Raw genomic sequence first — 12049 nt, 5'->3', positions numbered from 1 at the left:
GGCGCCGCTAGGTCGCGCACGTCTTGGACACATCGAACGTCCCGGTCCCGGGGCATCGGCATCGCCGATCGCCACGGGACCGGGCCCGAGTTCTTCCGATCTTCCCGAGCACCCGTTCCCCAGCCCCAAGGAGTACGACATGTCCGAACTCATCGTCATCGGGTACGACGACCAGCAGACTGCCACGTCCGCGTACAACGAGGTGATCGGCCTCCAGAAGGACTTCGTCGTCCAGCTCACCGGGCTCGCGCTCGTGCAGGTGGACTCCGCCGGCAAGACCCACGTCGAGACCCCGACCAAGATCGTCGGCGTCTCCGCCGCATCCGGCGCGCTCTGGGGCATGATCATCGGCCTGCTCTTCCTCGTCCCGTTCGTCGGTCTCGCGCTCGGTGGTGCGATGGGTGCCCTCATGGGCAAGCTCGGCAAGTCCGGTGTGAACGACGAGTTCCGGTCGCAGGTGAAGTCGCTGCTCAAGCCGGGTGGAGCCGCCGTCGTCGTGATGGCGTCGAAGATCACCGAGGACAAGTTCGCCGATGCCATGAGCAAGTACGGCGGGACGCTGCTGAAGACCTCGCTCTCGGAGAGCGACGAGAAGGAGCTCGCGCACGAGCTCTCGGAGGGTGCAGGCGCCTGACAGTCGCCTGGACCTGAGGGCGCGGGCACCCCGCGAACGCGGAAGATGGCAAAGGAGACGGCCGTGCGTGGTTCTGTGATCGGGTCGAGCTCGGGGGCTGTGGCGAGCCGGGAGGAGCGGGCGACCGCCGGGAGAGCGGTCCGCGACCGGGTGCCTCTCGCGGCGCAGGCCGCGCTCGTGACGGCCGGTCGGTCCGACCCGGTGGCGCAGCTCGAGGGCCAGGCCGCCAGCCGGGTCCCCGAGCTCGTCCCGATCCGGTACGGGCGCATGCTCGACTCGCCGTTCACCTTCTACCGCGGCGGCGCGCTGATCATGGCGTCGGACCTGTCGCAGAGCCCGCACTCCGGCTTGATCGTGCAGCTGTGCGGCGACGCCCATCTGAGCAACTTCGGGGTCTACGCCTCGCCCGAGCGCAAGCTCGTCTTCGACGTCAACGACTTCGACGAGACGCACCCCGGACCGTTCGAGTGGGACGTCAAGCGGCTCGCCGCGAGCCTGGAGGTGGCCGCCCGGGGCAACGGGTTCTCCGCGAAGAAGTGCCGCAAGGTCGTCCTGCAGGCGGTTGCCGGGTATCGCGACACGGTGACCAGCTTCTCCCACCGGGGCAACCTCGAGGTCTGGTACTCCCATCTCGACATGGAGGAGCTGCTGCCTCAGATAGGTCAGCAGCTCGATGCCAAGCGCGAGACCCGGATGAGGTCCATGCTCGCCAAGGCGCGAACCCGGGACAGCGTGCAGGCGCTCGCCAAGCTGACGACCATGGTGGACGGCCGCCCCCGCATCGTCAGCCAGCCGCCGCTGGTCGTCCCCGTCGAGGAGCTGTGGGGCGAGGACGAGGCGAAGGTGACCTACGAGCGGTTGACGAAGCTGCTCGGGTCGTACCGGCGGACCCTCCAGTCCGACCGTCGTCACCTGCTCGAGCAGTTCACGCTGGTGCAGATCGCGCGCAAGGTCGTCGGGGTCGGGAGCGTGGGCACCCGCGCCTGGATCCTGCTCTTCGAGGGCCTCGACGGCACCGACCCGCTGTTCCTGCAGGCGAAGGAGGCTCAGAAGTCGGTGCTGTCCGGCTTCACCAAGGCGAACGGCTTCAAGAACCAGGGCGAGCGGGTCGTGGCCGGCCAGCACCTGATGCAGGCGACGAGCGACATCTTCCTCGGCTGGGACCGCGTGCTCGGTCCCGACGGGGTCGAGCGCGACTTCTACCTGCGCCAGCTCCGCGACGGGAAGGCGTCGGCCATCGTCGAGAGCCAGGCTCCCGACACGATGGGCCTGTACGGACGGCTCTGCGGGCAGGCGCTGGCCCGCGCACATGCGCGGTCGGGGGACCGGGTCGCGATCACCGGGTACCTGGGGGAGGGGGACGAGTTCGACCAGGCGATCGCCGACTTCGCCACGTCCTACGCCGACCTGAACGAGCTCGATCATGCCCTGCTCGTGGAAGCCGTGCGCTCCGGTCGGGTGACCGCGCAGAGCGGGATCTAGTCGATGGGCCCGCGCCTGTCGACCGGGTGACGGGGGCCGCCGTGACCGACGACGCGCGGTCGTCCCGAGGTGCGGTCCCGGTGCACCGCCGTGGGGAGCATCGCTGGCCGATGGCCATCGCCGCCCTGACCGCCGGAGTGCTGCACCAGTTCCTCCCGGCGGACTTCCGGGTGTCGCCCCACTGGGTGTACCCGTCCGTTCTCGTCGTGTTCCTGGTGCTGCTGGTCGCGGGCGACCCGGGCTTGATCGACCGGGACCGGCGGTGGCTGCGGGTGACCACCGGGCTGCTGATCGCGCTGATCACGTCGGTGAACGTGATCGCCGCCATCCGCCTGGTCGCCGGCATCCTGCGACCGGGATCGTTCGACACCGCCGGCCCGCTGCTCGCCATCGGCGCGATCGTCTGGCTCATCAACATCCTCACGTTCGCGCTGTGGTTCTGGGACCTCGACGGCGGCGGTGCGAGCACTCGGGCTGCGCGTGGGGCGACCAGCAATCCGGCGTTCGTGTTCCCCGAGATGACCAACGCCACGCTCGTCCCCGCCACCTGGTACCCGCAGTTCGTGGACTACCTCGCGCTCTCGTTCAACACCGCGACCGCGTTCGGGCCGACGGACGTGTCGGCGGTGAAGCGCTGGGCCAAGCTCGGGATGATCATCGAGTCGCTGATCTCGTTGTCGTTGGCGGCGCTGGTCGTCGCCCGGGCGATCAACCTCCTGTGAGGCAGACACGCGGGCCTGCGAGGGCAATCTGCCGGAATCGTGCACCCTGGCGCGGTTAGGTTGGGTGCACCATGACGCGCCCGGCCCGTGCCTTCCAGGGAGTCGACGAGGGTCGGCTCGAGCTCGACGCGGTCGTCGGCGTGCTGGCCGATCGGTACACGGTCGAGGCCGGCCGCCCGCGGACCGTGCGTCGTCGTCGGCTCGACACCTTCGACCGGCGCCTGCGGGCCGCCGGCCTGACCCTCGAGCACCACAGCGAACCTCGGGCCCGCCGCGTGGTGCTCGACGGCGCGGACGGACCCTCGACCGACGCGGTCACCGGAGACCTGCGGTGGCCGGCCGGCGCCGAGGTGCTGCGGGCGGGTCGGGTCCGGGACGCGGTCGCTCCGGTCGCCGGGATCCGCGCCCTGCTGGTGGTCTCGGACGAGCGCCACTCGTGGCGGCAGCTCGACCTGCGCGACGCCGACGGCAAGACGGTCGTCCGGGTCGAGCTCGACGAGCCGCTCGCCGTGGTCGGAGGAGCGGGCCGGGTCACCGTGCGGGCGCTGCGCGGCTACGACGAGCACGCGCGCCGGGTCGACCGCCTCCTGACCGGACTCGGTCTGCGCCCGGTCGAGGCCGGCCTGGCCGGGCTGGCGGGGATGCCCGACGGCGACGACCTGGCCGACGACGTCCCGGCGCCCGTCGCCGCGGACGCCCCGGCCACCGCGCTGCTGGCGGCGGCGCTGTCCGGCTTCCTTGCGGTGATGAGGGCGAACCTGCCCGGGGTGCTGGCCGACATCGACACCGAGTTCCTGCACGACTTCCGGGTCGCGCTGCGTCGGACCCGCTCCACCCTCCGGTGGGGACGGGAGGTCCTGCCTGCCGAGTTCCGCAGCGAGTGGGAGCCGGCCTTCGCCGGGCTCGGCGCCCTGACGACGCCGGTCCGCGATCTGGATGTCTACCTGCTCGGCCTGCCTGCCATGTCGGGCTGGCTGGTCGCGGCGGACGCCACCGACCTCGACTCGTTCGGCCGGCATCTCACCCAGCGGCGCGCGATCGCACGCCAGGAGATGGTGGACGGGCTCAGGTCTGCCCGGTTCCGCCGGCTGCTGGCCGGTTGGGAAGGGGCGCTGGTCACGCTGGGTGGCCGTGCGACCGGCACCGCGACCGGCACCGAACGGTCGACGTCGGCCGGGGTGCTGGGCGGTCGCGTCCTCGCCCGGGCCTCCCGGAAGGTCGTGCGGGACGGTGCCGCGATCGGCGCCGGCTCCCCGGCCGACGACCTGCACCGGCTCCGCGGGCGGTGCAAGGAGCTGCGGTACGCGCTCGAGGTGTTCGCCCCGGTGGTCGACCCGCCGCCGTCGCGGCGGGTGGTCGCGGACCTCCGGGGCCTGCAGGACGTCCTCGGCCGGTTCCAGGACGCCGACGTGCAACGTCGCGCGCTGCGTGAGTTCGCCGAGGAGATGCTGACCTCCGGGGTGCCCGCCGCGGCCCTGCTCGCCATGGGGGAGCTCATCGCGCATCTCGACGCCGAGCAGGGCAAGGCCCGGCGCGAGTTCGACCAGGCGTTCACGCGGTTCGTCCGACCGTCAGGACGCGCACCCCTGCACCGACCCGGAGGCGACACATGAGGATCTTCGCGACGTACAACATCAAGGGTGGCGTCGGCAAGACGTCGACGGCGGTGAACCTCGCCTACCTTGCGGCACGCGAGGGGCAGCGCACGCTCCTGTGGGACCTTGATCCGCAGGCCGCCGCGACGTACCTCTTCCGGGTCCGGCCGAAGGTCAAGGGCGGCGCGCACGGTCTGGTCACCGGCCGGCGACCGGCCGAGTCGGTCCTCAAGGCGACCGACTTCGAGAACCTCGACCTGCTGCCGGCCGACTTCAGCTACCGGAATCTGGACCTGGACCTCGACGACGCCAAGAAGCGGACCCGTCGGCTGGGGCAGCTGCTGACCGGCTTCACGGCCGACTACGACGTCGTCTTCCTGGACTGCCCGCCGAGCATCTCGCTGCTGTCCGAGAACGTGCTGCACGCCGCCGACACCCTGCTCGTGCCGCTGATCCCGGCGGCGCTCTCGCTGCGCACGTTCGACCAGCTCAAGACCTTCGTCGCCGAGTCGGCCAAGCCGCGCCCCGAGGTGCTTGCCTTCTTCTCGATGGCCGATCGGCGCAAGCGCCTGCACCGCGAGGTGATCGAGGCGTTCGACGGTGCCGCGGGGGTGGCCACGACCGTGATCCCCGCTCTGTCGATCATCGAGCAGATGGCCGAGCGCCGGGCCCCCGTGCCGGCCTTCGCCCCGTTGAGCCGTGCGGCGCTGAGCTACGAGGCGCTGTGGGCCGAGGTCCGACCTTCCTGACGGGTGGCCGATGGCGACCGTTCGCCGCGCGTCTTGCCGACGGACCGCGGAACTGCGCTGTTACGATTCAGTGGCACGCGCGCAGAGACGTGTCGGCAGCGGTCGAGACGGACGGGGGCGGCGCCAGTGGCCATCACTTCGGCATCGAACGGTAGAGGCACCGGCACGGGGAACGGCAGCGGCAACGGAAGCGGCGCCACCCGACGGGTGACGGCCAAGGACGTCGCGCGCGAGGCCGGGGTGTCCCAGGCGACCGTCAGCTACGTCATCAACAACACCGCGCACCAGAAGATCTCCGACGAGACGCGTGAGCGGGTCCTGGCCGCAGTCGCCGCCCTGCGCTACACGCCGTCGGCCGCCGCCCGGGCGCTGCGGCGGGGGAGCAGCGATCTCGTGCTTCTCGTGCTGCCCGACGTGCCGCTGGGGCCGAACATCGCCCACTTCATGGAGTCGATCACCGACGAGCTCGAACCTCATGGTCTGACCGCGATCACCCGGCGGACGCGCGACTCCACCCCGGTGTCCGGGCTCTGGCGCGAGCTGCGCCCGGTGGCCGTCATCGGGCTGTCCTCGTTCGGCGAGCAGGACGAGCTCGAGATGCGCGAGGCCGGCATCCATGTGGTCAGTGCGCTGCTGTCGCCGGTGTCGGGTCGATCGATGCTGAGCGTGCCGCAGACGCTCGTCGGGCGGATGCAGGTCGAGCACCTGGCAGCGACCGGCCATCGCCGGATCGGGTACGCCGCGCCGGACGACGCCCGGGTGAGCGAGTACTTCCACCTGCGGCTGTACGGGGTGCGCACGGCGTGCCTGGACCTGGGGCTCGACGAGCCGTACGTCCTGCCGGTCTCGCTCGACGTGCCGGCGGGGGAGGCCGCCGTCCGCGCGTGGCGCGCGGGGGAGAACCCGGTGACCGGCGTGTGCGCCTACAACGACGAGACCGCTTTCGCGATCCTGTCCGGGATGTATAGCCTCGGGCTGGCCGCGCCGCGCGACCTCGCTGTGATCGGGGTCGACAACATTCCACTGGCCCAGCTCGCGACCCCGCCGCTGACCACCATCGATCAGAACCTCGAGGCGGTGGCGGCCTTCATGGCGCGAACGATCGTCGCGGCGATCGCCGGTCGGCGTCCGCCGCGGTCCCGCGCGGCCGACGTCGTGACGCTCGTGGTGCGCGAATCTGCCTGACGCGCCCTGCCTGACGCGCTCGCTCTGCCTGACGCGCCCTGCCTGACGCGCTCGCTCCGCCTCGGGTCGACCTGTGGCTCAGATAACGATCCTGTGATGGTTCTTGCGTCCTGGCTTGTCGGGGATTAACGTACTGAAACGAATCACCTACACGCATCAGTAGACCACCGTGGGTCGCGGCGTGCATCTCAAGGGAGAGAAAATGCGCAGACGTTTGCTGGCGGCCGGTGCCGTCGTCCTCGCTCTCGGCCTGGCTGCCTGCTCGGGCGGCTCGTCGGACGAAACCACCTCGAACGGAGCCGCGGAGAGCGGCGGAACCCTCACCCTCGCGCCGATCGTCGTCGCGCAGCCGTGGGACCTCAAGGACGCCGGGCTGGGGAACAACACGATCTACTACCAGCCGGTCTACGACCAGCTGTTCCGGCTCGACCCGAAGGCCGAGGTCGGACCCAACCTGGCCACCGAGTGGACCTACGACGAGACGCTCACGAAGCTCACCGTCACGCTGCGCGACGACGTCACGTTCACCGACGGCGAGGCGTTCAACGCTGAGGCCGTCAAGGCCAACCTGATGAACACCAAGAGCGGCACCAACGAGGCCGCCAACCAGCTCAAGTCGGTCGACTCGGTCGACGTCGTCGACGAGTTCACCGCGACGATCAACCTCAACGCGCCCGACCCGTCGCTGGTCCCGAACCTCGGTTCGACCGCCGGCATGATGGCGAGCCCGGCCGCGATCGGCACCCCGGGGCTGCAGACCACGCCCGTCGGCTCGGGTCCGTACATGATGGACGAGGCGAACACGACCATCGACGCGAAGTACACCTTCGTGCGCAACCCGGACTACTGGAACACCGAGGCGTTCCCGTTCGACACGGTCGTGCTCACGCCGCTCACCGACTCGAACGCCGTCATGAACGCGCTCCAGGCCGGTCAGGTGGACGGCGCCCTGGTCTCCGACCAGAAGAACATCGCCACCCTCGAGGGTGCCGGGCTCAACACGGTCCAGTACGCCTCGGGCGACGTCTCGGGCCTGTACATCTGGGACCGCGCGGGCGTCATGGTCCCCGCGCTCGGTGAGCTGAAGGTCCGCCAGGCGATCAACCTCGCGTTCGACCGCCAGACGATCATCGACACCGCGTTCGGTGGCGCCGGGTCGCTCTCGACCCAGCTGTTCAACCCGGACACGGCTGCCTACGACGCCGAGCTCAACGACACCTACCCGTACGACGTCGACGAGGCCAAGAAGCTCCTCGCCGAGGCCGGCTACCCGGACGGCTTCGAGCTGACGATGCCTGACCTGTCGGCCTTCTCCGCGGGGGCTCAGGCGGCTGTCGTCGAGCAGCTCGCGGCGATCGGCATCACGGTCAATCTCGAGACGGTCCCGCTGGACACGGTCATCAACGACCTGCTCGCAGGCAAGTGGGCCGCCTCCTTCTTCCAGCTCGCCTCGTTCCGCCCGTGGGACACGATCCAGATCCAGCTCACGCCGGACGCCCTCTGGAACCCGCTCAAGTTCGAGGACCCGACGCTCACCGACCTGATCAACCAGTCGCAGCTCGCGACCGGTGCTGACCAGGACGCGCTCTTCAAGGAGATCAACGCGTACACGGTCGAGCAGGCCTGGAACGCGCCGTGGAGCGCGGTGCAGAGCACGTTCGCGTACTCCGACAACGTGCAGGTCACGACGCAGGCGTTCGCGACCTCGCCCGGCCTGTACAACTTCAGCCCCGCCAGCTGACGACCCGGGTGCCCGGGGCGGGGTCGGTCGACACACCGGCCCTACCCCGGGCGCCCGCCCGTTCACCGAATCGCAGCCACACGCAGCCACAAGCAGCCACAAGGGGCAACGATGCTCAGCTTCCTGTTACGCCGGATCGGCTCCGGCCTCGCGCTCATCGTCGTAATCGCGTCGCTCATGTTCGTCCTGATGAACATGACCGGCCAGAACGTCGCGCGGAACATCGCCGGACAGACCGCCAGCGAGGAGCAGGTGGCGGCCAAGTCCGCCGAGCTCGGCCTCGACCAGCCGGTCGTGACCCGCTACCTGGACTGGATCGGGAGCGCGATCCAGGGTGACCTGGGCTCATCGTGGTTCACCGGCCAGCCCGTCACGGACACGATCGGCGCGAAGCTCCCCGTGACGCTGTCGATCCTGCTCGTGGGCCTGCTGGTCGGGACCATCTTCAGTGTCATCATCGGCGTCGCGGCCGCGGTCAAGGGCGGATGGGTCGATCGCGCGGTCCAGCTGCTCGCGATCATCGGGTTCGCCCTGCCCAGCTTCCTCATCGCCCTCGTGCTGGCCGCCATCTTCGCGGTCAAGCTCCAGATCTTCCCCGCGGTCGGGTACGTCGAGCTCGCGGAGTCGTTCAGCGGATGGGCGAAGTCGATCACGCTGCCGGCGATCGCGCTCGCGATCGGGGCGATCGCGGCCACCGCGCAGCAGGTCCGCGGCTCGATGATCGACGTCCTGAAGATGGACTACGTCCGCACGCTGCGCAGCCGTGGCCTGTCGGCGCGGAGCCTGCTGTTCCGGCACGCCCTGCGCAACGCCGCGCCACCTGCCCTGACCGTCCTGTCGCTCCAGTTCATCGGCCTCGTCGGCGGGGCCGTCGTGGTCGAGAAGGTCTTCGGCCTGTACGGCATCGGCACCCTGGTGTTCTCGTCGTCCAGCTCCGGTGACCAGCCCCTCGTGCTCGGCGTCGTGGTGGTCATGGTCCTCATCATCGTCCTCGTCAACCTGCTCATGGATGTCGCGTACGGCTGGCTCAACCCGAAGGTGCGTGTCTGATGACTCTCCCCTCTCCGGATGGCACCGCAGGCGTCGCTCCCGACGCGGCGGCTCTCGTCGGCGTGGCGCTGCCCAAGCGCGCGCACCTCGTCCGTCGCCTCCTGAAAGACCCGACCGCGGTCGTCTCGATCGTGCTGCTGATCGTGATCGCGGCGGCGAGCTTCGCCGCCCCGCTGCTCACCAGCGCCGATCCCGCCGCCCCGTCCCTGGCCAACACGCTCGGGCCGCCCGCGCCGGGCCACCCGCTCGGCTTCGACGGCGTCGGCCGGGACATCTTCGCCCGCCTGCTCTACGGCGGGCAGGTCAGCCTCATCGGCGCCCTGATCGCGGTCTTGGTCGCCGTCGCGATCGGTGTCCCGTCCGGGCTGCTGGCCGGGTACGCCAAGGGCGCGTTCGACGCCGTGGCGAGCTGGACGGCCAACCTCACGATGGCGATCCCGGCCATCGTCATCCTCCTGGTGGTCATGACCGCGCTCGGCGCGAGCACGAGCACCGCGATGATCGTGTTCGGGGTGCTCATGTCGCCCGGGGTGTTCCGCCTCGTGCGCGCCTCGGTGGTCGCGGTGCGCGAGGAGCTGTACGTCGATGCCGCGCGGGTGTCGGGGCTGTCGGACGCGCGGATCATGCGCCGGCACATCCTGCCCGTGGTCGCGGCGCCCACGATCATCCAGGCCGCCCAGATGTTCGGCATCGCCATCATGATCCAGGCGGGTCTGCAGTTCCTGGGGATCGGGTCGTCGGCCGAGTCCTCCTGGGGCTCGATGCTCTCCGACGCCTTCTCGAACATCTACGTCGCGCCGCAGCTGCTCGTGTGGCCGGGTCTGGCCCTGACGATCACGGTCTCCGCGTTCGCGCTGCTCGGCAACGCGCTGCGCGACTCGCTGGGGGCCACGGCCATCAAGCCGTCACGCGCCGCGCGGCGCAAGGCTCGGGCGGCGAAGTCCGCGGCCCGGGTCACACCGTCGGCGAAGACCCCCGCGATCGTGCTCAGCGACGACGCCGCTTCCGACGACGACGACGCCGCTGCCGATGCCGCCACGCCCGAGGCCGACGTGCTGCTGGTGGTCGAGAACCTGCGGGTCGCCTACCCGACGTCCGGCGGCGAGTCGGTCGTCGTGGACGGCATCTCGCTCACCGTGCGCAAGGGTGAGGTCGTCGGCCTGGTCGGGGAGTCGGGCTCGGGCAAGACGCAGACCGCGTTCTCCATCCTGGGTCTGCTGCCCCCCGAGGCGCAGGTCACGGCGCACACGATCTCGTTCGACGGCCGCCAGATCGCCGGCCTCGGGCGCAACGCCATGAACGAGCTCCGCGGGCGCCGCATCGGGTACGTGCCGCAGGAGCCGATGTCGAACCTCGACCCGTCGTTCCGGATCGGCTTCCAGCTGGTCGAGCCCATGCGGCAGCACCTGGGGCTGTCCAAGGCGCAGGCGAAGGCGAAGGCCCTCGGGCTGCTGGCGCGGGTGGGGATCAACGACCCCGAGCGCACGTTCGCGGCGTACCCGCACGAGATCTCCGGCGGCATGGCCCAACGCGTGCTGATCGCCGGGGCCGTGTCGTGCGACCCCGAGCTGCTCATCGCCGACGAGCCGACCACCGCGCTCGACGTGACCGTGCAGGCCGAGGTCCTCGACCTGATGCGGTCCCTGCAGGCCGAACGCGAGATGGGGATGATCCTGGTCACCCACAACTTCGGTGTGGTGGCCGACATCTGCGACCGGGTCGCCGTCATGCAGACCGGCAAGATCGTCGAGACGGCCCCGGCCCGCGAGCTGTTCGCGAACCCGCAGCACCCGTACACCCGGATGCTGCTCGACTCCACCCTCGAGGACTCCGTCCCGCGCCGCGCGCTCGCCGCGGTGGGTGCGGCCGCCACCGGCAGCACCGCCGCCGACACCACCCTCGCCACCGACCCGACGACCCCGACCGGAGAGAGCGCATGAGCGCCGTCACGCAGCACCGGCCAGGTGCGGGAAGATCCGCCGCGACGGACGAACCGCTCCTCGTGGTGGAGAACCTCGTCGTGGAGTATCCGGGCAAGGGCTTCCGGGCCCCGCCGTTCCAGGCGCTCAAGGGGGTCTCGCTGTCCATCCGGGCGGGGGAGACCGTCGGCCTGGTCGGCGAGTCGGGCTCAGGCAAGACCACCCTCGGGCGCGCCGTGCTCGGCCTCGCGCCGGTGACGGGCGGCGAGATCCGGTACGCCGGTGACCGCATCTCCGGGATCAACAAGAAGCAGCGTCGCGCGCTGAGCGACGACCTGCAGGTCGTGTTCCAGGACCCGTACACGTCGCTCAACCCGGCGATGACGGTCAACGACATCCTCACCGAGCCCCTGCTCGTGGCCGGGGTGTCCCGCACCGACGCGAACAAGCGGGTGCGCGACCTGCTCGACCAGGTCAAGCTCCCGCAGGATGCCGGCCAGCGGCTGCCGCGCGAGTTCTCCGGCGGTCAGCGCCAGCGGATCGCGATCGCCCGGGCGCTGTCGCGGGACCCGAAGGTGATCGTGTGCGACGAACCCGTCAGCGCGCTCGACCTGTCCAACCAGGCCCGCGTGCTCGACCTGTTCATCGAGATCCAGGAGCGCACCGGCGTCGCGTACCTCTTCATCACGCACGACCTGTCGGTGGTGCGTCACATCAGCCACCGGGTCGCCGTGATGTACCACGGCGAGATCGTCGAGTCCGGCGACGCCGGCGCGGTGACCTCGACCCCCGAGCACCCGTACACGCAACGGCTGCTGCTCGCCGCACCGGTGCCCGACCCGGTCCGCCAGCTGCAGCGGCGCGCCGACCGGCAGCGCCTCGCGACCCAGCTCGCCGCGCAGGACGAGCAGGCCGGCGCCGGCGTCGGCGGCGACGAGGCCCATTCCACCGATCCTTCCCGAGAGGCCTGAC

The 12049-nt window shown here is 70.6% G+C and carries 10 protein-coding genes; all 10 read left to right on the top strand.

What is annotated here, in order from left to right; translation table 11 throughout:
* Positions 1-139 precede the first annotated feature (139 nt).
* The 10 genes from EUA98_RS11650 to EUA98_RS11605 all read left to right on the top strand — a co-directional run bounded on the left by EUA98_RS11650 (position 140) and on the right by EUA98_RS11605 (position 12048).
* The gene (locus EUA98_RS11650; protein ID WP_130102858.1) at positions 140-634 is read left to right on the top strand and encodes a DUF1269 domain-containing protein; all 495 of its coding nucleotides are present in this window, start codon (positions 140-142) and stop codon (positions 632-634) included.
* Positions 635-697: 63 nt separating this feature from the next.
* Positions 698-2116: a DUF2252 domain-containing protein gene (locus tag EUA98_RS11645; protein ID WP_242511413.1), complete on the top strand. Its 1419-nt coding sequence runs from the start codon at positions 698-700 to the stop codon at positions 2114-2116.
* Between the two features lie 41 nt (positions 2117-2157).
* The gene (locus EUA98_RS11640) at positions 2158-2838 is read left to right on the top strand and encodes a hypothetical protein (protein ID WP_130102856.1); all 681 of its coding nucleotides are present in this window, start codon (positions 2158-2160) and stop codon (positions 2836-2838) included.
* Positions 2839-2909: 71 nt separating this feature from the next.
* The gene (locus tag EUA98_RS11635) at positions 2910-4451 is read left to right on the top strand and encodes a CHAD domain-containing protein (protein WP_130102855.1); all 1542 of its coding nucleotides are present in this window, start codon (positions 2910-2912) and stop codon (positions 4449-4451) included.
* Positions 4448-5182, top strand: coding sequence for a ParA family protein (locus EUA98_RS11630; RefSeq protein WP_130102854.1), 735 nt, complete (start codon positions 4448-4450; stop codon positions 5180-5182). Before EUA98_RS11635 ends, EUA98_RS11630 begins: the two co-directional genes overlap by 4 nt.
* A gap of 207 nt (positions 5183-5389) precedes the next feature.
* Positions 5390-6367 (top strand): LacI family DNA-binding transcriptional regulator, encoded by a 978-nt coding sequence (locus EUA98_RS11625; protein ID WP_242511412.1) that lies wholly within the window; start codon positions 5390-5392, stop codon positions 6365-6367.
* A gap of 202 nt (positions 6368-6569) precedes the next feature.
* On the top strand, positions 6570-8108 hold the full coding sequence (locus EUA98_RS11620; protein WP_130102853.1) for an ABC transporter substrate-binding protein: 1539 nt from the start codon (positions 6570-6572) through the stop codon (positions 8106-8108).
* 111 nt (positions 8109-8219) lie between these two features.
* On the top strand, positions 8220-9158 hold the full coding sequence (locus EUA98_RS11615; protein ID WP_130102852.1) for an ABC transporter permease: 939 nt from the start codon (positions 8220-8222) through the stop codon (positions 9156-9158).
* Positions 9158-11098 (top strand): dipeptide/oligopeptide/nickel ABC transporter permease/ATP-binding protein, encoded by a 1941-nt coding sequence (locus EUA98_RS11610; protein ID WP_130102851.1) that lies wholly within the window; start codon positions 9158-9160, stop codon positions 11096-11098. The genes EUA98_RS11615 and EUA98_RS11610 overlap by 1 nt, the downstream gene beginning before the upstream one ends.
* Positions 11095-12048, top strand: a complete 954-nt coding sequence (locus EUA98_RS11605) for an ATP-binding cassette domain-containing protein (protein WP_130102850.1) — start codon at positions 11095-11097, stop codon at positions 12046-12048. The genes EUA98_RS11610 and EUA98_RS11605 overlap by 4 nt, the downstream gene beginning before the upstream one ends.
* The last annotated feature ends 1 nt before the right edge of the window (position 12049 follow it).

Source organism: Pengzhenrongella frigida, from assembly GCF_004168625.1.
GTDB classification, from domain to species: Bacteria; Actinomycetota; Actinomycetes; order Actinomycetales; family Cellulomonadaceae; genus Pengzhenrongella; species Pengzhenrongella frigida.
The sequence above is the reverse complement of the archived record's forward strand: the minus strand, read 5'-3'. Positions and strand labels throughout refer to the sequence as shown.

Bases quoted from the DNA above. Each gene is read 5' to 3' on its own strand.
- EUA98_RS11610 (WP_130102851.1), top strand. From the start codon at position 9,158: ATGACTCTCCCCTCTCCGGATGGCACCGCAGGCGTCGCTCCCGACGCG.
- EUA98_RS11635 (WP_130102855.1), top strand. From the start codon at position 2,910: ATGACGCGCCCGGCCCGTGCCTTCCAGGGAGTCGACGAGGGTCGGCTC.
- EUA98_RS11630 (WP_130102854.1), top strand. From the start codon at position 4,448: ATGAGGATCTTCGCGACGTACAACATCAAGGGTGGCGTCGGCAAGACG.
- EUA98_RS11620 (WP_130102853.1), top strand. From the start codon at position 6,570: ATGCGCAGACGTTTGCTGGCGGCCGGTGCCGTCGTCCTCGCTCTCGGC.
- EUA98_RS11650 (WP_130102858.1), top strand. From the start codon at position 140: ATGTCCGAACTCATCGTCATCGGGTACGACGACCAGCAGACTGCCACG.
- EUA98_RS11605 (WP_130102850.1), top strand. From the start codon at position 11,095: ATGAGCGCCGTCACGCAGCACCGGCCAGGTGCGGGAAGATCCGCCGCG.
- EUA98_RS11615 (WP_130102852.1), top strand. From the start codon at position 8,220: ATGCTCAGCTTCCTGTTACGCCGGATCGGCTCCGGCCTCGCGCTCATC.